This is a genomic window from Candidatus Avelusimicrobium luingense (assembly GCF_902757105.1).
Taxonomy (GTDB): domain Bacteria; phylum Elusimicrobiota; class Elusimicrobia; order Elusimicrobiales; family Elusimicrobiaceae; genus Avelusimicrobium; species Avelusimicrobium luingense.
Window position 1 is genome coordinate 90,592 of sequence record NZ_CACVTK010000002.1, and the last position, 24,427, is coordinate 115,018.

Here is a 24,427-nt window from a genome sequence, read left to right on the forward strand (position 1 = left end):
TTTATGAAAAACATACAAGCATTTACGCTTATTGAATTATTAGTCGTCGTACTCATCATCGGCATTTTAGCCGCCGTGGCGTTGCCGCAATATCAAAAAACGGTACATAAAGCACGTTTTACGCAAGGAATCACCGCGCTGAAATCGCTGGTTGATGCCGAACAAATATATTTTTTGGCAAACGGGGAATATACCCAAGATTTATCTCTTTTAGATTTAGATTTTCCGAATAATCAAATCCCTTACTTTACCAATTTATCCGTACATAACCCGGGCTCATCAATCACGCCGCATATTCAAATCTTATACTACCAGCGAATTGACGGAACCCAAATTTGGTTGGCGGCCTATTTAGAGGATCAAGACCGCCCAAACATTGTCTGTGGAGTACCGTCTTCCACGGCGGCTAATTCCGAAGCCCGCAAATTATGTCAAACAACCATGGGGACATCTACTTCTTACAACGGCGAACCCGGTTGGGATGATTACCCGCTAAGTCTATAAAATGACAATTTGTTTATTGGAAATAGAACACAAGGGCGCAACTAATATTGCGCCCTTGTGCTTGCTTACGAAACTTACGAACAGCCGTTCGTTACGGGCTAACATTATAGGAGTTTGCCTGATTTGTCAGATTTGAGATAGATTTGCGCCGCTAGTTGCCCGTATAGGCGTGGTGGTAATCACGTCAAGGGCAAGGCGGCGCAAAGATACTCAAATGTGGCAAATTATTGCCGCTTTCCTGCGAATTACGAAACATAACGAGGCCGTTAATTATTTCTTCAACTGTTCTAATACTTTGGGTAGAATTTGGGTAGCATCCCCCACCAGCCCGTATTTGCATACGTTAAATATGGGAGCATTGGCGTCTTTGTTAATACCCACAATCACATCACTGTGTTCAATACCGCACACGTGTTGTACCGCGCCGGAAATACCGCATGCCACGTAAAATTTGGCGGCAATCGTTACACCGCTTTGACCGATTTGTTTGTCTTTTTCTTTTAAGCCCAAATCAATCGCCGCGCGGCTGGCGCCTACCGTTCCGCCTAACTTGGCTGCCAAATTTTCAAGCAGGTCAAACCCGGCTTTATTCTTCATACCGCGTCCGCCGGCAATAACCACTTCGGCTTCGTCCAATTTGACGCCGCTAGCGGGCGGATCAAAGTGCGTACTAATCACGCGTACTTTGGCCGCTTCGGCAGGCAGCGGTATCATTTCGGACACCACTTGTGCCATTTTGCCGGGGGCGGATACCACTTTCTTAAATACGTTGGGCCGTACCGTTGCCATTTGCGGGCGGTAGTCCGGACATTTAATATCGGCCATAATGTTACCGCCAAAAGCGGGACGGGTTTGAATCAAATTACCGTCTTTAATGGCGAGTCCGGTACAATCGGCCGTAAGTCCTACAAATAATTCCGCCGCGAGCCGCGGGGACAAATCACGCCCGATAAATGTGGACGGGAAAAGGACTACGCTGGGGTTGTACTTTTTAATAAGCGTTCCTAAGGCGTTTGCATACGCAGCCGTATTATATTGTGCATACGCGGGCGAATCTACGGCGTAAATTTTATCCGCGCCGTATTGGGACATTTCCGCAAAGAATGGCGAAACGTTACTGCCGATAATGACCGCGCAGAGTTCTTCGCCCACTTGGTTAGCCAGTTCGCGTCCTTTGGAAAGCAACTCATAACCGACGGAACGTACGTGTTGGGTTTGTCCGTTATTACCCACTTCTACAAATACCCACACACCCTTATAGGCAGATAAATCTTTTTTAACCGCGGTAGTAGCGGGCAAAGAAAGCGCACCCACCGGGCATTGACTCACACAAGCACCGCACATTGTGCAAGCGGCAGAAGCCACCGCTTTGCGGTTAACTAAAGAGAGCGCCCCAAACGGGCAAGCGGCCGTACATTTACCGCATCCAACACATTTTTGAGAAATCTGAATCATTTGACGACACGCTCCTTTTTCAAAATTTCTACGAATTTATTGGCTAGTTCCATATCAGAGCCGGAGAACATTTCTCCTTTGGTTCTGGCAGGCGGCGGAAAGATTCTATCCACACGGGTAGGAGAACCTTCTAACCCTAATTTATGCGGGTCAGCGCCGATATCGGCGTCCGTCCAGGTGCGAATCAGTTTATCTTGCGCTTTATGAGCCGCCATAAATGACGGATATTTCGCCACATAATCAGCCGGCATTGTCATGGTAACAAGCAGCGGCAAATCGGCTTGCAAGATTTGGTGTCCGCCTTCTATGAGTTTTTTAACAACAACGGTGTTACCGTTAGCGTCAATACTTTCGCAAAACGTGATTTGCGGGATATTCAAGTGGTAAGCCATTTCCGGCCCGGTTTGTGCCGTGTCGCCGTCAATAGCCATTTGACCGCATAACACCAAATCAAATTGCCCTATTTTTTTAACCGCCATAGCCAGCGCATACGCCGTTGCCCACGTATCCGATCCGGCAAAGGCACGCGCAGAAAGCAAGACACCTTCGTCCGCGCCTAATGCAAGAGCCAAGCGTAAAACAGCGGTGGCCTGTTGCGGCCCCATAGACAAAACGGTTACTTTCGCCCCTGTTTTAGCCTTGATAGCCAATGCTTTTTCCAACGCAAAATGGTCGTACGGGTTCAAAATGCTGGGCACGCCCGCACGGATGAGCGTACCGGTTTTGGGATCTACTTTTACTTGGGTAGAATCGGGAACTTGTTTAATACAAACGATAATATGCATACGTTATCCTATTTCTTGAAAATCTCACGCAATTTAGCCGATACGGTGTCCATATCGTCAATGAGCCCGCGCATTTTGTCTTCAATGCCAACGAGATTGACCGCTTGGCTGACTTCGGCCGTATTGATAGCCGGGCAAGTGCCCAAAATCAGACGTAAACCTTCGCCGGCCGTCTTAAACGCACTTTGGCGAGCATTGACGCGCGCCATCGTGCACAAAGTAGCCAAATCAAAGCGGCTGCCTTCCGTTACGATTTTGTTAGCGCATTGGCGCGTAAATACGGCGGCGACTTCCATTTCGCTGATTAAATCACCCAACATAAACGTAACATATTGGTGGCGAGTGAGTTTATTGACGCGGCAATCTTCCAAAATACGGGCAAGCGCTCTAAACCCTAACGCAATACTGTCTGCACCGACTTGCGGGTTTTGTGCATGCAAGGCATCAAATTCGGCGGCTTGGTTTAAGTAGTATTGGCCGCGCGATTTTAAGTGTTCTTGCCAGCGTCCGCGGAAAATCGTCATTTCCAACACTTCGCTTGTTCCTTCGTAAATGCAAGTGATTTTGACGTCGCGTTTAATTTTCTCTACGGCAAATTCTTTCGTGTAACCGAAACCACCCATGGCTTGAATAGCGTCTTCGGCGGCTTTGTTGCCCGATTCGGTAGCATAGAGTTTGGCGATAGCACCCTCGGTAGCAAGTCCATGGTTATTGACTTCTAACTGTTTAGCCGTCCAGTCAATATACGCGCGCGCCGCTTCAAAGCGGATATAGTGCGGCGTAATGAGTTTTAACATAAACCCTTGTTTTTGCGAAAGCGGCCCGCCGGCTTGGATACGTTGTCCGGCATATTCCAAAGCGGTTTCTACGGCTTCTTCGCCGCCGCCAAGTCCAAACGCAGCCACCATTAAGCGCGTATAACCGAAAACGGCTTGCGCTTGTAAAAAGCCTTGCCCTTCTTTTAGGCCGATTAAATTTTCCGCCGGAACATATACTTCATCAAACGCAAGCCCCGCCGTATTGGACAGCCGAATACCGTGTTTATCTTCGTGCACGTCTTGCGTAAAACCGGGCGTGCCTTTTTCTACAATAAACCAACTCGGCCCACCGGGAGCAAGCGCCAGAACGGTGTAAATATCGGCAACTCCGCCATTGGAAATCCACATTTTGCTACCCGTAATTTTATAGCCGACTACTTTGCCGTTTTGAATAACGTGTTCGGCGCGGGTGCGTAAGGAAACCAAATCGGAACCGGCATCGGCTTCGGTAGCGCCGTAAGCGACGAGTTTATTTTCATGAGCGATTTTTTTGAACCATTTGGCTTTTTGTTCGGGAGTACCGCCCACGTTAAGCGGGTCGCTTCCTAAAAAGGTAGCAAAAACGCCCGTGGCGATACCGAGATCAATGCGTGCCAGTTGCTCGCACACGCGGTAGATTTCGGTCGTTTGACCGCCGAGTCCGCCATATTCTTCCGGAATAAGCAAAAGATGTACGCCCAAAATATCATGGTCGTACATTTCTTTCAAAATGTCTAAAGGAATTTCGTTCTTGGCGTCATATTCGCGCAAGAGATTAAAGGAAATACGGTTCTTTGCGTACTGCTTAAGACTATCCAACATGAGGTTGCGGGTAGTCAAATCATTTTTAGCCATGTTTTGGTCTCCCAAAATAGAATATAGTATATTGTACTATTTTTGGGGGAATAAAACGAAATTAAACTATATTTTTTAAGGTTGATAAGGATAAGAACGTCCATTCCAATTACTAAACGGAGTACCGGAACAACGCATAATTTTTACGCAGTAGTCCCCCTCATTGCCGTCAAACGTAACGCCATCGGCAATTCTTTCCTTACAATACCACGTTCCATCTTCCGAGACAGAGAAACCAGCCCCCTTATATTTTCCGCTAATGCGACCCATAATTACCGACCAACCATACCCTGTTTCTTGATAGATTTGTAATGACCATAAATCATTGGAACGGGTATCTCTCATCACAGAGGAATTACGCCATTTTACGTTTCCCGTCCACGGGATTTCTACGGCAAGTTCGTCAAATTTAGCGGGCCACTCGCCATTGGCCATGTAGTAGGCCTGTGCGGCCTGATAAACCGATTTTAGTATTGGTAACGCCTCGCTTGCGCGTGATTTTTCTACCGCTTTTTGGTATTGCGGCAAGGCTACCGCGGCCAAAATACCGATAATCAAAACTACCACCAATAATTCTATTAACGTAAAACCACCCAAACAGTTCAACCTATTGCTTTTCATAATGACGCTCCTTTATATGATTTTGCTTAAATAATAATTTAACAAAAAAAAACGATGTCAAGCAATTTCAAATAAAACAAATAATTTTTACGCCAAGCAATCCGGGGAGACAAGAAGAAATGTTTTTCGCTGAAAGACCGCTCTTGCTTTTTCTCAAAGAAATAATGTTATAATGGGAAAATAAGGACATTTTCCCTATTCAAGGAGTTTTTATGCCAAACACAACCGCTGTTAAACAGAAACAACCGGCCGGACTGTACCTTTTATTTGCGACCGAAATGTGGGAACGATTCAGTTTCTATTCGTTAAAAGCCCTGTTTATTTTGTATCTCACCAAAGAGTTATTACTCTCTACCGAAACAGCCAGCGGATATTTCGGCAATTTAATGAGTTTAATTTTTCTCTCCCCGCTTTTCGGCGGTTACATTGCCGACCGGTGGCTCGGCAAACGCGCCTGTATTATTATCGGCGGTATTTGTATTGCATTAGGGCAACTGTGCATGGGGCAAGGGTCTCTGCCGGCCGTGTGGGTAGCCATGGGGCTTATTATTATCGGTAACGGTTTTTTCAAGCCGAACATTTCCAGCATCGTCGGTGATTTGTATGAAAAGAACGATGCCCGCCGCGACGGTGGCTTTACCATTTTCTACATGGGCATTAACCTGGGCTCATTCTTAGCCGGAATTATCGCCGGGACTCTGGCACACAAATTCGGCTGGGCTTACGGTTTCGGTTCAGCCGCCGTAGGAATGATTTTCGGACTGGCTTTATTCATTTGGGGGAAAGACAAATACTTGCAAGGCAAAGGTAAGGCCCCCAAAGAATATATAAAGGAAACCGCTAAAAAAGAAGTTTCCAACGCCCCGCTAACAAAAGAAGAATGGCAACGTATTGCCGTCATTTGTATTATGGCGTTCTTTACGATTTTCTTCTGGGCGATTTTTGAACAAAAAGGCGCCGCGCTTAACTTAATTGCCGACCAGCACGTAGACCGTATTATTCATTTCTTTGGAAAATCGTTTGAAATTCCGACGGCATGGTTCCAATCTATCAACCCCTTGTTTATTATGTTGTTTGCCCCGGTGCTATCCAAATTATGGGTCAATTTAGGCAAAAAAGGGAAAGATTTAAGTGTACCCGCCAAATTTATGGTAGCGTTTTGGCTGATTGCTTCGGGATATATCATTTTGTTACTTTCCACCATTGTTTGCGGCGATAACAAAATGGGTATTATGTGGATCGTCGGTGCGTATTTTATGTTCACCATGGGCGAGTTGTGTTTGAGCCCGGTGGGACTTTCTATGGTGACGAAATTATCCCCCACCAAGTTTATTTCGCTGTTTATGGGTATTTGGTTCTTGGCGACGTCTGTTGCCGGGAAATTAGCCGGTCTTTACTCCGGCCAACTCAGCAAAATGACGTTGCAGCAATTCTTTACATGGCCGGTCATTGTACCGATCTGTGCCTCCCTGGTGCTACTGGTACTCATTAAACCGATTAAGAAGTGGATGAACGGTATTCAATAATTTATTCGTATGCAAAAGAACCCCCGCTTTTGGCGGGGGTTCTTTTATAATAACCGGTAAAGTTATTTTTTGTTCATTTCTGCCGATACGGTACCTGTTTTTGCTTGGCCCGAAACAGCGGGAACTTTTGTTTGTTCCGGATTTTCTACATTCTCCGATGCGGTTCCTTGCGGGGTTTCTTCCGCAGCAGCAGTAGGTTGTTCGTCCGTATTAGTATCTTTTTCTTCTTTCTCTTTTTTAGCGGACTTATCTGAAGGAGCGTGATATTCCCGATAATTGAACTCACCGAGGCCCCTTCTCATTTGTTGCATATAACGCTCCGATGATTGTACGGTATGAACGGCATAGCGCCCTTCGGAGTGGGTAGAATAATAATCATCGGTTGCATTACGCGGAATCATCCGCTCTAACTGGGACGTCATCTGATTAATAGTCCGTTCTGCCTGTGCAGTTTCTCTGACAGCGGCTTGCGTTGACATTTCTGCAGTCGCCACAGCACGAGACAACGCAAATTGGATTTCGGCCACTATGTTGCTACCAACTTCAAGCCCGGCTTTGGCGCCCTTAACAACTTGTGCGCTCGCCGGGGTGATCATTCCCAAAAAAATAACAACACTAAGTAAATGAGATGTTTTCATAACATAATTATGTGTTTTTATGACAAAAACCCACAAGGGCCAAAAGACCTAGATGGATCTAGGCCCTGTCCTTTTGGATAGTTTGTACGAGCAATCGCAACGCGTTGATTGAGGCCTTGCCGATGTTGCGCTCGCGCGTATGGGAAAACAAAAATTTTTTTGCTTTTGCACCGTTAGGCCCGGCTACGGCTATCCATACGGTACCGACTGGCTTTTGCGGCGTACCGCCATCCGGCCCGGCTATACCAGTAGTAGAAACGGCATACTCGGCCCCCGTTACACGGCGCGCACCCGTTGCCATTTGCAAAGCGACCTGTTCGCTAACCGCGCCGAAAGTGGCCAAATCGGTTTTATTCACGCCGAGCACATTGACTTTGACATCGTTAGCGTAGGAAACAATGCCCCCTAAAAAATAAGACGACGCCCCGGGAACGGACGTAATTAAATGCGCGATATTACCCCCCGTACAACTTTCCGCACAAGCCACCGTACGGCCCAGTTGTTTGAGTTGTTTAGCACAAAAATCTTCCGGTTTTTCTTCGCCGGACGTAAAAGGCAGCCCGGCTAAATTGGTGCGTAGTTTTTCCGTCATTTCATTTAATTTTTCTACCACCGGGCCGATAGCCGTTAAGCGCAACCGCACAAATCCCGCCGACGGTAAATAGGCCAATTTCATCCCCACGGGCAACGCACGCTCAAAGGCATCTAACCGCATCGCAAGATCGGACTCCGGAATATCATACACCGTTACTACCTGATAGGAAAGTTGCAATTGCGGAAATTTTTGTTTGAGCCGCGGTAATACTTCGGCCGGAATAAGATATTCGGTTTCAAACGGCACGCCGGGCAGTGAAATGACGATCTTGCCGTTTTCTTCAAACCACATACCGCACGCCGTGCCTTTCGCGTTATGCAAAGGCGTGCACGAGGCCGGTAAAAACGCCTGCGTTTTATTATACGCATTCATACGCGCAGGATTAGCCGCAAATAATTCATCTAACCACGCTTGTGCTTGCGCGTTAAATTCAAGAGTTGTGTGGAAAAAATCCGCCAAGGCATTTTTGGTAATATCGTCTTTAGTCGGGCCAAGTCCGCCGGTAATGATAACGGTATCGGCCATTTTAAGGGTGCTTTCCAAAGCGCTTAAAATTTCATCGCGGGTATCTCCCACGGAGCGCATTTCTACGGTTTGTGCGCCCAGTTTGGTCAGTTCCCGCGCGATAAATTGGGAGTTGGTATCTAAAATTTGGCCGAGTAAAATCTCGTCGCCAATGGTAATAATGGCTGCTTTCATACTGCTATTGTAGCAATTTTGATGAATTCCGGTGTTTTACCGGACGTGTCGGTTATGACTTGTAAGGATACGCGCGAATGTTCCAATCGGTATAGGATGCCGGAGCGCTACGCATAATTTTAATACAGTAATCACCTTCATTCCCTTCAAAGACAAATCCGTCAGCCACGCGTTCCGCACAAGCGAGATCGCCTTGCTCCCCTATCATAAATCCGGCACCTTTATATTTGCCGCTGATACGCCCCAACATTAATGTCCAACCGTATCCGGTTTCTTCATAAATTTGCAAAGACCACAAATTGTTGGAGCGGGTATCGCGCATAACACTGCTGTTACGCCATTTTACATTTCCGGTCCAAGGGATTTCTACGGCGAGTTCGTCAAAATTGCGCGGCCATGTTCCGTTAGACATTTGATACGCCGCCGCCGCTTGATAAACCGATTTTAAGATAGGAAGCGCTTCGCTGGCGCGGGCTTTTTCCACGGCTTTATCATATTGCGGCAAGGCCACCGCCGCTAAAATACCGATAATTAATACTACCACTAAAAGTTCTATTAACGTAAAACCATTCAAACGATTTGACAAGATGTTTTTCATAAAGACTCCTTTCCGAGTATTTTACACGAACAAGTAAATTTAACAAAAAAAACACTGTCAAGTAAATTCTTTTTGTTGAACAAAACCGAAAAAAATACTAGATTGAACGCACAAAAAGTTATAATAAAGTATGTCTGCTGTGCAAAACCCCATTATTTTAACCGACGAATTTAAGGACGCCTTGGCTCTATTGGAAGCCACGCCCGCTATCACGCCGCTTATCTTTATTACAGGCCGCGCCGGAACGGGAAAAACAACGCTCCTTCGGTATTTTGCCGAACATTCCGCACAAAACACCGTTGTATTGGCTACCACGGGGTTAGCGGCCATCCACGTTCACGGGCAGACGGTACACTCGTTTTTCCGCCTTAAGCCGGGTAATTTATTTGATACGGCCAATTTACACCGCTTGCCGCGCAAAACAGTAGATGCCATAGATACTATTATTATTGATGAAGCGTCTATGTTACGCGCCGATTTATTAGATGCTATGGACTATATTTTGCAACTTTCCACCCATAGCGATTTACCGTTTGGCGGCAAAAAAATAGTGCTGTTTGGCGATTTATTCCAACTTCCGCCGGTGGAAGAAAAACAAACCAGCGGACTTTTTGATGTATTTGCACAAGAATATCAAAGCCCATATTTTTTTGAAGCGCACGTGCTAAAGCGCTTACCGCTGGAAGTGTTTGAACTCAAACGCATTTTCCGTCAGAAAGCCGATCCCGATTTTGCCCATTTACTGAATTTAATTCGCGAGGGGCAAATTTCGCAACCGCAACTGGACAGTATTTTGAACACGCACAAGACATTTGAACTGCCCGAACAATTTGATAATTGCATTATTTTATCCCCCACCAACCGCGAAGCCGCCGCACGCAACCTACATTATTTATCACGGTTGCCTGGGCCGGAATTTACGTATCAAGCCTATCGGGATGAAGGATTTAACCCCAAAATCACACCGGCGGAAAGCGAACTGAAACTAAAAAAAGGCGCTAAAATTATGATGCTGACCAACACCGATAATTGGGTCAACGGTGATATTGGCACGATTTACGATTTAGACGAAAACTCCATTAAAATTGAACTCAAAGGAGCCGTCTATGAAGTAGAGCCGCATGTGTGGGAAGATGTGCGCTATGAATTTAATGCACTTACTCAAAAATTAGAACCGAAAGTAAAAGGATTTTTCAAACAATTTCCGCTAAAACTCGCTTGGGCCATTACGATACATAAATCGCAAGGGCTGACATTTGATAACATTTATTTGGATATCGGGCGCGGGGCGTTTGCACCGGGGCAAACGTATGTGGCGCTTAGCCGTTGCCGCAGTTTGGGCGGAGTACACCTCAAAAAAGACATTTCCGTACGTGATATTTTATGCGACAACCGTGTTAAACAATTCTTTGATTACGTCCGCGGCTCTGCGCAATAAAATACAAATTTAAGGAAGTTGATATCCTCTTGCAGTAGGACGACCGACTTGGTCTCTATCTACTCCGCCCATTGCTTTACACGCTTGTTGATAGGCCGCATTTTCTCCGAAACACCAACGCCCGCTAGCCCAGTGGGTGTATCCGGCATGATCAAGATAAAAAAGGCTACCATGCAATAAACTGCTGGGAATATATACCGTCACTCTATTATTCCCACCGCCATAACCGTTAAGTGCAATTTCCAACAGATAGTGATTAGCCAACTCCACTTTTATATAATTCGGCACATCGGCTACTGGTGTATAACTTCCCGCATCTATACTTAATGCTTCTAAATCGGTAGTATATTCTCCATTGGCTACATAATATGCTTCTTCGGCATCTTTGAAAGATTTGGCTAACGTAAAAGCTTGCACCAACCGACTTTTAGCAACAGCCGCCTGATACTGCGGGAGCGCCACCGAGGCGAGTATGCCAATAATCAAAACTACCACCAACAATTCTATCAAGGTAAAACCATTTAAATGACCTACCATCGTGTTTTTCATACATTTACTCCTTTTTAATCCTTGCATCTTTTTATAAAATCTAGCAAAAAAAAAAACGATGTCAAGTATTATTTTACCCCGCAGAACAACTCACTAGTGACGAGTACAAAATGCTACAATAAAAATATGAATCCCCTCTTCCCCTTTTGTGTATTACAAGCAATAGTATGGTGTGCCGCAGCGACAGGTTATTTTTATACGAACGGTTTTTTTACCGATCCGGTAGGTCTTATCTTTAGTTTCTTTTTTACGGTAGCCCATTTCTTTTGTTTTGCGTGGTTGCTCGGTTTAGTTTGCGCACCTTTTAGTAAAATCGGGCCGCGCGCATTAGCGGGGGCGTGTATTACAGGCGGAACGCTCGTTTCGTTTTTTTTAGCGGCAGATATCGTCGTATTTGCCCAGTACCGTTTTCATATCGGGTTATCTATTTTGGAACTATTCTTCGGCTCGGCCGGACGGGAAATCTTTGTTTTTTCCGCCGGGATGTGGGCACTTGTGCTGTTAATTGCCGCACTGATTATTGCGCTGGAGTGGGGGCTGTGGCAAGGGGCCAAACATAGCCGTTTTTCTACGCGCCAAATCATTACTATTTTTATTGTATGGATTCTTTGCTTTGGCATTTACAACGGTCTGTATGCGTGGGGAAAATTCAAAATGGTACCGTCCATTGTTTCTCAACCGAAAATTTTGCCGCTTGCTTATCCGTTATCGGCCAACCGGCGGCTTGAAAAATGGGGTTTCTCCCCCCACCAAGACCCGTACTTTTTACCTAAAAAAGGTACCCTTAATTATCCGCTTTCGCCACTTACTTGCACCTCTCCCGAAAAACAAAAAAACATATTGATTATTGTAGTGGATGCGTTGCGCGCAGATATGTTAAATAAACAAGTAATGCCGCAAGTGTCGTCGTGGCTTACACGTCCGGGCGTGCACAATTTTACAAACCATTTATCGGGCGGGAATGCCACTATCGGCGGCATATTTTCACTTTTTTACGCCATGCCCCACTCGTATTGGGACGATTTTACCGGGCAACATGTACCGCCGCTCGTGCTGGCCCGCGCCTTATCGCAAGGATACATACCGGGAATTTTTGCAAGCAGTCAAATTACAAGCCCGGCTTTTCACCGCAATATATTCTCCGCTATAAAACCTTTGCGCATCGGCTCCGACGGGAACACCCCTTGGGAACGCGACCAAGACGCCGTAACCGATTGGACACACTTTTTGGACACGCACGCTAAAGACAAACCGTTTTTCGGATTTATCTTTTTAGATGCACCGCACGGGTACAGTTACCCGGACAGCGCGCAAGTTTTCTCGCCGTCTAAACCGATGAACTATTTACTGTTAAATAATGACACAGATGCCACCCCTTATTTGAACCAATATAAAAACGCCGTCCACTTTGACGACGCACTTATCGGGCAGGTATTAACCGATTTGAAAAAACGCAATTTGCTTAAAGATACCTTTATTTTAATTACAGGCGACCATGGGCAAGAATTAAACGATTCTCACCAAAATTTCTGGGGACACAACAGCAACTTTACCGACTACCAAACCCATGTACCGCTGGTGGTATTTGACTCCTCGCGCCCTACCCCGACCACCAACGATTACAGCACTTCGCACTACGATGTTGCCCCCACTATTTTGCAAGGCGTTTACGGGTGCACCAGCGCCGCGGAAACCTATGCACTGGGAAAAAATTTATTTGATAACACCCCGCGACCGTTTACCGTTTTTGCGGGACAAACCGCCAAAGCCGTGCGCGTGGGAGATGCCGTTACGGTGTTCCACGAGTTCGGCACCCTGGAGCAATATGATAAGCACTTACATCCGCTTGAAAAAGCACCCGCTCCGGCATTACTGAAAGAAGGCCTTAAATCGTTCCGCCGGTTTTATAAATAAAATCTCATATGTTGATTTTGTTAAATTTCATTTTCCACCGTTGCCATGTTTTTTTGAGATATCTTTTTATTCTTCTATCCCAACGCAACGCGGAAATATCCGTAATGCACAATACAGGTATTTTATAATCGGGCCCGTACTTTTTGAGTAACCAACAACACCGATGTTGTCCGTCTTGCAACACATAATCTTCCCCCCTGACAACGGGCATATATGTTTCATCATATCCGTTTTGCAAGGAATGAATTAACTTCTTAAAACGTGTTTCAGACATACAAATCCCCGATATTCTTTCATTTTCCGCACAATATTCATTATAGACGGTGCTATTTCCTTCCAGGTATTGATAGGCGTGCGTATCTTGCAAATGTAATATTTGCCCTTGCCACTCCCGCTTGATTTCCCGTAATGCCAGATGTTTAATTTCATACACAATCCGTCCACCTTCCAACCATTTATAAAAAAATTCATAATCTATATGCACACGCGGATCATCCAACAAACGTAACGCCGTGTATTTTTGATACCGTTTTAATTGACGTGAATATAAAGGGTGCGGTGTGGGTTGCCCATAGAGAGAATATCCCAGCGGCTCTATAAAAGCGCATATCATACGCTCCAAAGCATGCGCCAACGAAAACCCTTCCCCGCGCTTAGTAGGGGTAAAATCGGTCATATGCACAGGCCAAGTCTTTACTTGTTCCAGCAAAGCGGCTTTCATAGCAAAACAAGTACCCGCTACAAAATGATAGTTCTGCGTTATAGGGATATGCAACCGTTGTGCATAAGCTGCGGTAAAAGTTTGTTTATGCTTAGGATCTTGGATAATTAAATTTTTGGCCGCCACCAGCCCCGTAGTAGGATGCGTACAAAGTCGGTTAATAGTCCGGTGAACAGAAAAACCGCCTAAAATACCGTCATAAAGATTGGTAAACCAATCTTTTTTCTTGAAAATTTGATTATATATATAGATAAATTTACGCGTCGTCCCTTTGGTATGCAGTTTATACACAATATCATACCGTAACAAATCTTGTTTAGAAATAACTTCTAAAAAAGGCGCAATATCCCACCCTTTATTTGCGCAAGCGAAAAACTGCGTATCTGGTTTGAATTGCTTGATTTGAGCCAAAATTTTTTCATTAGATTGTTGGGGAATATAAGTAATAATTAAATCATACTTATAAGGGCGAAGATTTCGTAAATACTTTTGAATAGTTGGCCAACTATCCATATAATACAAATGCAGTACAACTAAAATTTTACAAGAATAGTTTTTTGCAATTTCCTTTCTGTAATACCATCGTCCGGCGAGATACTCCCAATAATTATTAGACATAATAGACGCTCCTTATAATTCGCTGATAAGGATGTCTATTAAAAAACGGCTGCTATACATGAGCCAAGCGAACGGTTCTCAATGTATAACAGCCGTAGTCTGCCGTTTATATAAACGGCAGACATTCGGCATGGAAGACAGGCTCATGACTTCCTGTCTTTCATACCTTTGAATCGGCTGTTTTTTGGAGTTCGCTTGGCCTTTTAGTCCACCGGTAGGTTTTCTAAAAGCAACCCCGTATTCTACATACGGTTCCAAAAACAGTAAATTATGCGTATAGTATAGCAATTAACAGATTTTTTGCTCAAGAAAAGTTATAATACTTGTATGAACTGTATATTTTGCGGCATTGCCGACGGCTCTGTAAAAAGCCAACTGATTTACGAAGATGAGGACGTGGTGGCATTTAAGGACTTAAACCCGCAAGCCCCCACCCATCTTTTAATTATCCCGCGCAAGCATATTGCGCGCTTGTCGGAAGCGGACGAAAAAGACGTCCTTTTGCTAGGTAAAATCTTGCTCGTAGCGCAAAAATTAGCCCGAAAATTTGACTTAAAAGACTTCCGGCTGATTACCAATAACGGCAAAGGGGCCGGACAAAGTGTGGATCACTTACACTTTCATCTCATGGCCGGACGCCGTTTCTTGTGGCCGGCAGGCTAAAAATAATATATAATATAAAGAGAATTTATTTTGACCTACTAGCCGTAGAAGGTGGTGAATAACGTAATGGTTTTCGTGAAAGTAAGAGATGCCGAACACTTGGAAGAAGCCTTGAAACGCTTCAAACGCGAGTGCGAAAAAAACGGTATCTTGCGTGAAATCAAAAGACGCGAAACGTACATGCCTCCGAGCGTAAAACGCAAAATCAAATCGCAGGAAGCACAACGCCGCGCCAGACGTACCAAACGCAGACGTTTTTAAGTAATACTGCAAGCAGGCAATAGTCCCGTACATTATGTATCGGGCTATTGCCTTGTTTGCTCTAGTCAGCCGCATTTTTGATACCGAAAAAACGGATTTGTTGCGTGAATAATAACATCATAGAACAAATTAAAGACCGGTTGGACATTGTAGAATTTATCCGCCAATATGTACCTAGTCTGAAACGTGCGGGTAAAACCTACAAAGCCTGCTGTCCGTTTCATCAGGAAAAAACCCCTTCGTTCACGTGCAGTAGCGAAAAGGGGCTCTTTTACTGTTTCGGTTGTCAGGCCGGGGGCGATATTTTTGAGTTTTTAATGCGTATTGAAAATATCCCGTTTAACGAAGCGGCCGAAAAACTTGCCCAACTAGCCGGCGTAGAATATAAGCCCAAACGAGATACCTTCTCCGCAGAAGAACAACGACGGGCGAGTGCACATAAAGTATTAGATTTTGCCAAAACGTTCTATCATAAAAATTTATTAGCGGCCAATGGCGCATACGCGCGCGCGTATGTCAAAGAGCGCAATTTAACCAAAGAAACGTGTGTGAAATTTGAATTGGGATTAGCATTTCAAGATAACACACAACTGGCTCGGGCCGCCCAAAAAGCAGGATACAGTGCGGCCGACTTAAAAGAAGCGGGCCTTTGCATGCAAACCGATTACGGCTTGCGCGATTATTTTAGAAACCGCTTGATGTTTCCCATCATCAATCACCGCGGTGATACGGTGGGGTTTGGCGGACGTATTTTAGGCGAAGGCGAACCGAAATATCTTAATTCGCCCGAAACGATTTTATTTACAAAATCACACGTTTTGTACGGATTGAATTTTGCGGGGCCTGCCATTCGTCAAGCGGGCCGGGCGGTACTTTTAGAAGGCTATATGGACGTTATCGGCACGCACCAAGCAGGTGTCAATTATACCGTTGCCCCGCTGGGTACCAGTTTAACCGAAGAACATGCGCGTTTATTAAAACGCTATACGGAAAACGTTATTTTGCTCTTTGACCCGGATGCGGCCGGAATAAAAGCCGCCTTGCGCGGTTCGCTCGTACTTATCAGCCGCGGGCTATTTGTAAAAATTGCCACGTTGCCGGACGGGTTAGACCCCGATGAATATATCGCCGCCAACGGCAAAGAAGCGTTTGAACAGATTTTGGATAAAGCGGAAGATGTTATCGCGTTTTACACACGCGAATTAATGAAAAAATGTGCGATGCCGTTAAGTGCACAAGATAAAACGCATTTGGTAACGGAACTTGCCGAAGTTATCACCCAACAGCCAGATGCTATCGTCCGGCGCGAATGGGCCAAATATGTAGCCGAGCATATCGGCGTAGATGAAAACCTGGTTTTGGCGCGGTTGCAACGGCCGGGCGCATTAAAAACAAGGCAAGTGGGTACACCGGTAGTATCTCCCGTATCGGCCACCAACAGTGCCGAAGAAGAACTGCTGTCGTGGTTACTCCGTGCGCCGGAACAAATAGAATTATGTGCCGAACTTACGGCAGACGATTTTTCCACGCCGGGTAGTTTTCACCTGTTTCAAGCCGTACGTAAAGCGGCTCAAACAGGAGCAAACGAAAAGGAGTTAGTGGAACAAGTAAAAGCGGAAGTACCGTCGTTGGCGCAAGAAATTATCAAACTGGCGATGTTGCAAATTCCGCCGGATTTTCAGCCGCAACGCGATATTAAAACGTGTGTGGCCCGGGTAAAACAAAACGGCGTGCAAAAACGCCTAAAAGAAGTACAACAAAAGATGAAATCGCTGGGGGCAGGGAATGTGCCGCCGGAACTCATCCAAGAGTATATGTCGTTACAAACGAAATTAAAAAAGTAGTTGAGGGAAATTATGGCATCAGGAAATAAATCACTAAAAGATTTGTTACAAGAAGGAAAAGAAAGCGGCTTTGTAGCCTTAGAGGACCTAAACCGTTCTATTGAAGGCGCGGATATGAGTGCCGAAGACGTCAACGGTATCATGGACACGATTGACGATTTGGGCATACAACTGGTAGAACAAAAAAAATTAAAATCTAATTCCGCCCCGGAAAAAGAAACCCTCAGTGAAGATTGGTCATCCACGCCGGATATTTCTAACTCTATCCGGATGTACCTGTCGGAAATGGGCCGTGTACCCTTGCTTACCCGCGACGAAGAAATTACCTTAGCCCGCAACATCCGCGAGCGCGAAAAAGAATTGCGCAAACTCGTGTTAGAGTCCCCTATTACGATGCGCGAAATTTGCAACTGGGAAGAATTGGTGGACCAAGAGGAAATGACCACCAAAGAACTGATGCCCCGCGGAAAACGTACCACCCGCGAACTGACCAACATGCGCCGCAAACTCAAAGAAGCGGCCAACTTCATCGGCAAACGCGAGCAGGAAATTACCAAACTGATGCGGGAAATTCGCGAAGGGAATTTATCCGATAAGCGCCGCAACAATGCCATTGAAAAAATGGAAGCCAAACAAAAAGAAGTCGTGGCGTGTATTACCAAACTCAATTTGAATCAAAACAAAATCAAACGTTTAACTAATAAAATTAAGAATTTAGCCGACCGCTTGCGCGAAACGTCCAACGACATGCAACGCTTTGATGATTATTTCGGGCCGTATGCACAAGTCAAAAAATTAGTGAACGATTTGAAAAACAAAAAAATTACCGAGCGTGAATTCAAAAAGAAAACCAAATTCACCTTGCCGGAATTAGAACGGGCGCTTACAAATATTGACGACGTCCGCCGCCGCCATAACCAAATGGTGGATATGTTACCCATGTCGGAAAAAGAATTTTTGGCTTTTAATGACCGTATCATATTTTTTGAAGATATGATTTTACAAGACAAATTAAAACTCATTAAAGCCAACTTGCGTTTGGTGGTATCTATCGCTAAAAAGCACGTCAATTCCAATTTGGAACTATCAGACTTAATTCAAGAAGGTGGTCTTGGCCTTATGAAAGCGGTAGAAAAATTTGAATACAAACGCGGTTTTAAGTTTTCCACGTATGCCACTTGGTGGATTCGCCAAAGCATCAACCGCGCCATTGCCGATCAAGCCAACACCATTCGTATCCCGGTGCACATGAAAGAATTAGTTTCCAAACTGACTAAAGTAACTAACAAATTCCGGCAAGAGCACGGGCGCGAACCCACGTTGGAAGATTATTCAAAGGCGTTGCGCTTATCCATAGAAAAAGTGAAAAGCGTACTGAAAATCATGCAAGACCCGATTTCGCTTTCTACCCCTATCGGAGAAGACGAAGACTCCAACTTAGAGGACTTTATTGAAGATAAGAACGGGCCGGATCCGACAAACGCCGCAGCGGACTTTTTACGTAAACAAGAAGTCGCCGACGTATTGGCCACCTTATCGGAGCGGGAATCTAAAATCATCAGTTTGCGTTTTGGTATTGATTCCGGCTATCCGCGCACGTTAGAAGAAGTAGGAAAAATGTTTAACGTTACGCGCGAACGTGTGCGTCAGATTGAGGCCAAGGCCATTCGCAAACTGCGCCACCCCAGCCGCACCAAAATGCTCAAAGATTATAACGAGTAGTTGTTGAAGTTACTGACAACCCCCCGCTCTCGCCCGTGCGGCGAGCACCGGGGGTTTTTTATTGAAACCAATTGACGCCTGCGGTAATGGCTTCCGGCACCGATTGCATGTTCAAAACTTTTGTACAAAAATCTCCTTTGGGGCGAGACCAACGCCCGCTTCCGGTAATTTCTATACAATACTTTCCTGCATGTTCCGTTGTTTGTCTATCAGCCAATCCTACACACTGATATTCCCCTTCCGTTAACACGCCCAGAACCGAATTGGGCGATATGATCAGAGAGAATCCTTTTCCGCGGGCAACCGTTAAACCTGTTCCCGTAGAGATACCACAACTATTACTATCCGTCCTTGCTTCCACTGTCAAAGGGAAATCTATATCTAAATCTTCAAATGACTCCGGCCATGTGCCGTTAGCCATTTTGTAACTTGCCGCGGCTTGCCCCGCCGCAGACACAGCCGTATATAACTGAGTTACCCGAGCCTTAACTACTGCCTTTTTATATTGTGGCAAAGCCACCGCCGCCAATATGCCGATAATTAAAACCACTACTAATAATTCAATAAGCGTAAATGCTTTCGCATCTAAAATCCCCGACAAACTACTTTTATTTCTCATGCGTATCCCTCCACAGGATTTTAATATATGCCTATTAAAGCAAAAAAAAAAACAAAGTCAAGGGGTTTTATACTTTTCTATAAACACAAAAACCCCCGCTCTCGCCCGTGCGACGAGCACCGGGGGTTTTTTGATATGTTTAATTATTCATTATAGCCGTAAAGTCCGTATGCCGTCCAACCGTCCGAAGTCCATTGATACGTACCCATAGATTTGCACACTTGCCCGGCGGTAGCGGTAGAGGTTACACACTGGCCGCGCGCGCCCGTTCCCAATACGTGCCGAAATGTCAAAACAAGTGTTCCGCCGTCATAGAGATCCCCACGAACACTTTTTTCACTTCCGTCATTGACCGGATTATATAAGTCCACCCTTAAACTTCCTTTGGATGCTATTTCGCTATCCCCCGACCAAGAAACCGTCCAACCGGCCGGAGCATCTACGGACAATTCATCAAACCGGGTGGCATACTGTCCGTTAGCCATATAATAACTCTCTTGGGCTTTCATGATACCGTCCACTACGGGGCGCAACGTAGCAAATCTGCTTTTCAAAACAGCCACCTTGTACTGCGGCAATGCTACACTGGCCAATATACCGATAATTAAGACAACGACTAATAATTCAATCAGTGTAAAACCTTCCGACTTCTTATTTCTCATATCCTTATTCCTTTGTACCAAAATGTTCCGATAAACATAGTATAGCAAAAATCATAAAAACACCCCCACAAATATCGCGGGGGTGTTTTATGCAACCAAAAACTAACTTTTATTTTTCGGCGTTTTGTTTAGCGGAAAGGTCGGTACGGACTTTGTTAAACAAATTGCTGGCCGTAGCCCGTTCCAAAAACGCTTCCCATTCTTGTTGGGTGAGTTCAAAATCATCCATCACGATAGAAGATATTTCTTTGGCCGTATCTTTACCGGTTTTGTTGAGTTTGGCATATTCCTGTTCCAACTCTACATAGCGGCTGGCTACGGCATAATCAATATCGTCTTGAGAATAAGTGGGCATAGCCGGTTCTTTCATCGTGTTTGTATCGGTAATACCGACCACCGGCGCATTATCTTGCATAGGATAGGCTTGCGACTCGTCTGCAGAATACGGTTTTACACCTGCTGCCGTGGAGGACGATCCTTGATAGGGTTGCGCAAGGGGTTTGTCTCCCGAGGGAACAAACATTTTTTCATGTTCACCCGGTAACAATTCCTGTGTAGGTTGTGTATCCGTTACATTCGTCACGCGGCCCATCATAAAGTTAGAACAAGCCGACGGGTTAACGATAAAATAGATACTTAAAATAATAAAAACTAAAATAATAGTTTTGAGTAAAATTTTCACCACAAGATTGCCTCCTATATGTATAGGATACAATATTTTACTTATTTTGTTTTTGATTTTTTGCCGCTCCGGCGCTGTGTTTCTGTAACTGTTGTACACTTTCCACGAACTGCGGATTGGACAAAATTTGTTTCACGGTTTGGGCAAAATTCGGATCTTGCATGTGTTTAGATACCACTTCTTGAATTTGCGGATTGTCTTTTAATATTTTGCCCAAATCGCCCCCACCTAGGGCACTTAAATCAACGGCTTGCCCCTGGGTGGCTTTGGCAAGGTCTTGATTAAAGGCCTTGATTTCCGGCTCATCCTTAAAATCTCGCACGATAGAGCGTAACGTCTCTTGCGCTTGTTCTATGGCTTGTGTTTCGGGCAGCGGCGCATCTTCTAAAACAACTGATTGAGAGGTAGTTAACGAAACACTTTTTCCGGCAGCAGACTCATCGGCATTAAGCGGTAAAATAGCCATAGAAGTAATGTCTGCGGGAAGAATTTGCGGATTAGATACCGGCTCGGCTTGGGGAGCCGAAAGGGCTACCGGGGTTTGTCGTTGAAATGAGAATGCCGCGTCCGGACTATTGAGCCGTTCTTCTTCCCATTGGGCTACTTTTTTTTGGTAAAACTGATAACCGCGCACCGCGCCCATAAATAAGAGCGCGGTGATCATAATTGCAATTAAACAGTAACTTGTTTTAGACATTATTTCACAATATCCAAAAGTTCCACGTCAAACACGAGTACCGAGTTGGCGGGAATAGGCCCCACCGGGCGACTACCATACGCGGTTTGCGCCGGGCACACTACGGTAGCACGCGCCCCGGGTTTTAATTGTTGAAATGCTTTCGTCCAGCACGGGATAACATCGGTCAAGCGCGTTTGGAACGCTTCCCCGCGGTCACGCGAACTGTCAAATTTCGTACCATCAATAAGTGTACCGGTATAGTGTGCTTTTACCGTATCGTCGGCTTTAGGCGTCTTGCCTTTACCCGCGCGCGTTTGTTTGATAAGCACACCGTTATCTAATTTTTTGACCCCTTTTTCTTTTTGGAAATTTTCCAAATAGGCTTCTTGGGCCGCTTGATGTTTTTCTTGTAATAAGTGGGCATCTTCGCGGTATTTTTGGATAATTTGCGGTTTGTATTTTTCCAAGTCCGTTTGTGATTTTTTGCCGAGCAAACTATCGCGCATGCCTTGCGAAACGGCTTTAAAATCAGTATCGTTATCCAAAATCAGCTCGCGTTTGAGGTTATCCCCCAACAAAAAACCGAGCGAATAAAGCATTTGCGTGCGCTGAGCCGGATCTGCCGCCGAAGTGGCTTCTTGGGCAAATAGCGCTACCGGTAAAATAAACAAAACAGCCAATAGTAATTTTTTCATATATTCTCCTTATTATTTCGTTTTCAAATAGGCTTCTAAGCGAGCGGTAATTTGAGCGGCGGCTTGTTTACCGGCGGCTTCCATACTGCGGCGCATAGATTCTTCGGCACGCGAAGTACCGGCCCGTTCATACACATTAAAACGAGAAAATGTAACTCCGCGGGTAGCATCCACCAAACTAATAGCCGCATTGCTGGATGCCCACAATAAGCCATCTACTTTTTTAGAATCATAATTATCCACGTCGGTTAAGATTTCCACACTAAGCACTTTTTCCGGGTCGGAAATATCCACGACGCCAAGCCCCATTTTATTCAGGGCATCTACTACGTACGTAATCATGACTTTACTTTCGCGCCCTTGCACATCAACGCCCACCAGTACCGCGGCCATTTTTTCTTTCAATTTGTTTTTGTAAGGAAAGAATTGATCCGCATTGTAACTTTGGTGCGTTTTGGACAAGAATTGGTACGTATCATCTAACAACGTGCGGTGTTGGATAAGCGGTTGCATCCGGTAAGCGATACGCAAATCGGCAAGCGGCTCGGCGGGATTAGCAAATTGTGCATCCAAACCGGAGAGTTGGGCATCAATTTTATCCATTTCCTGTGATAAAATTTTATGTGCATTTTCACGGGATAAAACGGCTAACGCCAAATAGTGGGATTGTTTGATTGATTTATCTTTCCATACTTTTTCCACTTTAGCGTTGGCTACCAAATCAGTTAAAATTTTATCTTGTGCTAAATCAGGCGCATTTTGAACAAGTGCCGCGCGCATATTTTCCAGCGCATCTTTTGAAGCGGCGTCTTTGGTTTTTCCGTCACCAGACACTACATAATACTTGGCCGAATCGTATTTAGAAGCCTGATACGATACGGTGTTTTTATTGAGCGTCGTACAAGCACTTAACGCGAGTACGGCGCAAAGACATCCGATAAGTTTCTTCATAATTTCCTCCTTATTTTGCAGTGCGGTAATGCAAGTAAACACGTCCACCCGGCGTTACACGCACATTTTCAAAAGTATGTTCTCCTATTATATTACCAAATCGGTCGCGAAAGCGCAGTTTGATATCTTGCGTTCCGGGTGCTACAAACATCCGGGCCATCAGAATTTGGGCCGGCAATGTAAACCATTGGCGGGTATCTGCTTTTTCCACAGCACTACCTAAAATGTTAACAAATAGTTCCGCTACATCCCCCCAATTATCATCCTTAGAGGCCGAGCGCGCCGCTTGCCGGGCTGCTTGAGCGGTCACTTGTTTAGCCACCGCCCGCGAAATGGCCCGAAACCAAATACCGGGCTTACGTTCTTCCAAATCGGCTTGCGCGGCAGCGGATAAATCGGCTACTTTTTGCAAGGTATAGCGCTGGCCGTCCGGCGATTCGGCAAAAGACGATACAATGCTATACGGTTGCGGGGTTAACTCTGGGAATGCCACCGTGACGGCATGCCCCATAAAACCGGCCTGAAGCGCATTAACTACTTGCGGACTTAAATCGCTTCGGTTCGTTTCTTGCGCGGTAGAGAGTACCGAGTACATTCTATCCCACGCTACTTGTATGGTTGCATTACGTTTCAGCGGAAGCAACCCATTGTAATGTAAAATAATTACTTCGCCTAAGTTGGCATAATTAGACGGAACGGAAAACTCCGGCGCACTTACCTTTAACAAACCGCCTAATTTTTGGTACCCGTTTAGCGCATTACTGCGGCTAAGGCGCGCATCGGAAAGTTGCCCGACCGATTCAAACACCAAACTCGTAAAATATTGCACGAAAGGGTCATCGTTATAGCCGCTACGTTTACTGCCGCGTAAATTATCTAAAAATTGTACGGCTCTACGCGCTTCAACCGCGGCATTTTGCAAATCGTTTTGCTCAATAAAATTCATAGCGCGGTAAAAATAAGTCATCGCGCGTTCGTATGGGGCCACGCTATAAGGCAATGTTAAATCGTTGACGAGTAACCGCCCGGCAGATTTGGAGGCGCTAACCGTATATAATTCATCAATCCGCTCTTGCGCTTGGGCAAACAATTCATCGCTTTTAGCGTTTTCGCTGGCGTCGTGGCGCAAAACGGCTTCGTCTAAATAGGCCAAGGCGCGGTCTTGACGGGCATAATGTTTGGTACGTTTAGCCGCCACCATATCGGCCGCCACCTTAAAATCACCCTGAGCCATTTGGTGGCTGACATCGGATTTATAACGCAACGAAGGCGCCGTACACGCGGTGCAAAATACAAGCAGCCCCAGCAAATATACGCGCGCCTTCATAGTGCGAAA

23 protein-coding genes and 1 pseudogene are annotated in these 24,427 nt (G+C 45.4%); 8 read left to right on the forward strand and 16 right to left on the reverse strand.

Annotated elements, in window-relative coordinates; genetic code table 11:
- Nucleotides 1-3 precede the first annotated feature (3 nt).
- A complete protein-coding gene (locus tag ACQY3H_RS01895; protein ID WP_428074289.1) occupies nt 4-504 on the forward strand; it encodes a type IV pilin protein in 501 nt (166 codons plus the stop codon).
- 270 nt (nt 505-774) lie between these two features.
- Here the strand turns inward: ACQY3H_RS01895 and ACQY3H_RS01900 are convergent, their stop codons facing one another.
- From ACQY3H_RS01900 to ACQY3H_RS01915, 4 genes are all read right to left on the reverse strand, one after another.
- Nucleotides 775-1,959: an FAD-binding protein gene (locus ACQY3H_RS01900; protein WP_428074291.1), complete on the reverse strand. Its 1,185-nt coding sequence runs from the start codon at nt 1,957-1,959 to the stop codon at nt 775-777.
- Nucleotides 1,956-2,744 (reverse strand): electron transfer flavoprotein subunit beta/FixA family protein, encoded by a 789-nt coding sequence (locus ACQY3H_RS01905; RefSeq protein ID WP_428074293.1) that lies wholly within the window; start codon nt 2,742-2,744, stop codon nt 1,956-1,958. The genes ACQY3H_RS01900 and ACQY3H_RS01905 overlap by 4 nt, the downstream gene beginning before the upstream one ends.
- Before the next feature lie 8 nt (nt 2,745-2,752).
- Nucleotides 2,753-4,396 carry an acyl-CoA dehydrogenase family protein gene (locus ACQY3H_RS01910; protein ID WP_428074295.1) on the reverse strand — a complete coding sequence of 548 codons (1,644 nt, stop codon included), beginning with the start codon at nt 4,394-4,396 and terminating at the stop codon, nt 2,753-2,755.
- Nucleotides 4,397-4,471: 75 nt separating this feature from the next.
- Nucleotides 4,472-5,017, reverse strand: coding sequence for a type IV pilin protein (locus ACQY3H_RS01915; protein WP_428074297.1), 546 nt, complete (start codon nt 5,015-5,017; stop codon nt 4,472-4,474).
- Nucleotides 5,018-5,229: 212 nt separating this feature from the next.
- Between ACQY3H_RS01915 and ACQY3H_RS01920 the strand changes: the two genes are divergently transcribed.
- The gene (locus ACQY3H_RS01920; protein WP_428074300.1) at nt 5,230-6,543 is read left to right on the forward strand and encodes a peptide MFS transporter; all 1,314 of its coding nucleotides are present in this window, start codon (nt 5,230-5,232) and stop codon (nt 6,541-6,543) included.
- 62 nt (nt 6,544-6,605) lie between these two features.
- Here ACQY3H_RS01920 and ACQY3H_RS01925 read toward each other — a convergent pair whose 3' ends face one another.
- The 3 genes from ACQY3H_RS01925 to ACQY3H_RS01935 are packed head-to-tail and all read right to left on the reverse strand — an operon-like array spanning nt 6,606 to nt 9,073.
- Nucleotides 6,606-7,181 carry a hypothetical protein gene (locus tag ACQY3H_RS01925; RefSeq protein WP_428074302.1) on the reverse strand — a complete coding sequence of 192 codons (576 nt, stop codon included), beginning with the start codon at nt 7,179-7,181 and terminating at the stop codon, nt 6,606-6,608.
- Nucleotides 7,182-7,239: 58 nt separating this feature from the next.
- Nucleotides 7,240-8,475, reverse strand: coding sequence for a competence/damage-inducible protein A (locus ACQY3H_RS01930; protein WP_428074304.1), 1,236 nt, complete (start codon nt 8,473-8,475; stop codon nt 7,240-7,242).
- Nucleotides 8,476-8,527: 52 nt separating this feature from the next.
- Nucleotides 8,528-9,073 carry a type IV pilin protein gene (locus ACQY3H_RS01935; RefSeq protein WP_428074306.1) on the reverse strand — a complete coding sequence of 182 codons (546 nt, stop codon included), beginning with the start codon at nt 9,071-9,073 and terminating at the stop codon, nt 8,528-8,530.
- A 130-nt stretch (nt 9,074-9,203) separates the two neighbouring features.
- Between ACQY3H_RS01935 and ACQY3H_RS01940 the strand changes: the two genes are divergently transcribed.
- Complete coding sequence (locus ACQY3H_RS01940; RefSeq protein ID WP_428074308.1) at nt 9,204-10,511, forward strand: ATP-dependent DNA helicase; 1,308 nt, start codon at nt 9,204-9,206, stop codon at nt 10,509-10,511.
- Nucleotides 10,512-10,520: 9 nt separating this feature from the next.
- Here the strand turns inward: ACQY3H_RS01940 and ACQY3H_RS01945 are convergent, their stop codons facing one another.
- Entirely contained in the window at nt 10,521-11,060 is a 540-nt protein-coding gene (locus ACQY3H_RS01945; protein WP_428074310.1) for a type IV pilin protein, read from the reverse strand.
- A 126-nt stretch (nt 11,061-11,186) separates the two neighbouring features.
- On the opposite strand from ACQY3H_RS01945, the gene ACQY3H_RS01950 reads away from it, so the two are divergent.
- Nucleotides 11,187-12,974: a sulfatase-like hydrolase/transferase gene (locus ACQY3H_RS01950; protein ID WP_428074312.1), complete on the forward strand. Its 1,788-nt coding sequence runs from the start codon at nt 11,187-11,189 to the stop codon at nt 12,972-12,974.
- Nucleotides 12,975-12,978: 4 nt separating this feature from the next.
- Here ACQY3H_RS01950 and ACQY3H_RS01955 read toward each other — a convergent pair whose 3' ends face one another.
- Nucleotides 12,979-14,313: a rhamnan synthesis F family protein gene (locus ACQY3H_RS01955; protein WP_428074314.1), complete on the reverse strand. Its 1,335-nt coding sequence runs from the start codon at nt 14,311-14,313 to the stop codon at nt 12,979-12,981.
- Nucleotides 14,314-14,640: 327 nt separating this feature from the next.
- Here ACQY3H_RS01955 and ACQY3H_RS01960 point away from each other — a divergent pair, with 327 nt between their 5' ends.
- The 4 genes and pseudogenes from ACQY3H_RS01960 to ACQY3H_RS01975 form a co-directional block, all read left to right on the forward strand.
- The gene (locus tag ACQY3H_RS01960; RefSeq protein ID WP_428074316.1) at nt 14,641-14,976 is read left to right on the forward strand and encodes a histidine triad nucleotide-binding protein; all 336 of its coding nucleotides are present in this window, start codon (nt 14,641-14,643) and stop codon (nt 14,974-14,976) included.
- Between the two features lie 66 nt (nt 14,977-15,042).
- Nucleotides 15,043-15,237, forward strand: coding sequence for a 30S ribosomal protein S21 (gene rpsU / locus ACQY3H_RS01965; protein WP_428050770.1), 195 nt, complete (start codon nt 15,043-15,045; stop codon nt 15,235-15,237).
- A gap of 104 nt (nt 15,238-15,341) precedes the next feature.
- Nucleotides 15,342-17,081 (forward strand): DNA primase, encoded by a 1,740-nt coding sequence (dnaG, locus tag ACQY3H_RS01970; protein WP_428074319.1) that lies wholly within the window; start codon nt 15,342-15,344, stop codon nt 17,079-17,081.
- 39 nt (nt 17,082-17,120) lie between these two features.
- Nucleotides 17,121-18,803 (forward strand): annotated as a pseudogene (locus ACQY3H_RS01975) (sigma-70 family RNA polymerase sigma factor); the annotation flags it as partial.
- A gap of 58 nt (nt 18,804-18,861) precedes the next feature.
- Here ACQY3H_RS01975 and ACQY3H_RS01980 read toward each other — a convergent pair.
- The 7 genes from ACQY3H_RS01980 to ACQY3H_RS02010 all read right to left on the reverse strand — a co-directional run bounded on the left by ACQY3H_RS01980 (nt 18,862) and on the right by ACQY3H_RS02010 (nt 24,418).
- Entirely contained in the window at nt 18,862-19,422 is a 561-nt protein-coding gene (locus tag ACQY3H_RS01980; protein WP_428074320.1) for a type IV pilin protein, read from the reverse strand.
- 143 nt (nt 19,423-19,565) lie between these two features.
- The gene (locus tag ACQY3H_RS01985) at nt 19,566-20,084 is read right to left on the reverse strand and encodes a type IV pilin protein (protein WP_428074323.1); all 519 of its coding nucleotides are present in this window, start codon (nt 20,082-20,084) and stop codon (nt 19,566-19,568) included.
- A gap of 109 nt (nt 20,085-20,193) precedes the next feature.
- A complete protein-coding gene (locus tag ACQY3H_RS01990; protein WP_428074325.1) occupies nt 20,194-20,769 on the reverse strand; it encodes a hypothetical protein in 576 nt (191 codons plus the stop codon).
- A 34-nt stretch (nt 20,770-20,803) separates the two neighbouring features.
- A complete protein-coding gene (locus ACQY3H_RS01995; RefSeq protein WP_428074327.1) occupies nt 20,804-21,463 on the reverse strand; it encodes a hypothetical protein in 660 nt (219 codons plus the stop codon).
- Nucleotides 21,463-22,140, reverse strand: a complete 678-nt coding sequence (locus ACQY3H_RS02000) for an FKBP-type peptidyl-prolyl cis-trans isomerase (RefSeq protein ID WP_428074329.1) — start codon at nt 22,138-22,140, stop codon at nt 21,463-21,465. The genes ACQY3H_RS01995 and ACQY3H_RS02000 overlap by 1 nt, the downstream gene beginning before the upstream one ends.
- A 12-nt stretch (nt 22,141-22,152) precedes the next feature.
- The gene (locus tag ACQY3H_RS02005) at nt 22,153-23,091 is read right to left on the reverse strand and encodes a hypothetical protein (protein ID WP_428074331.1); all 939 of its coding nucleotides are present in this window, start codon (nt 23,089-23,091) and stop codon (nt 22,153-22,155) included.
- Between the two features lie 10 nt (nt 23,092-23,101).
- Nucleotides 23,102-24,418, reverse strand: a complete 1,317-nt coding sequence (locus ACQY3H_RS02010) for a hypothetical protein (RefSeq protein ID WP_428074333.1) — start codon at nt 24,416-24,418, stop codon at nt 23,102-23,104.
- Nucleotides 24,419-24,427 lie beyond the last annotated feature (9 nt).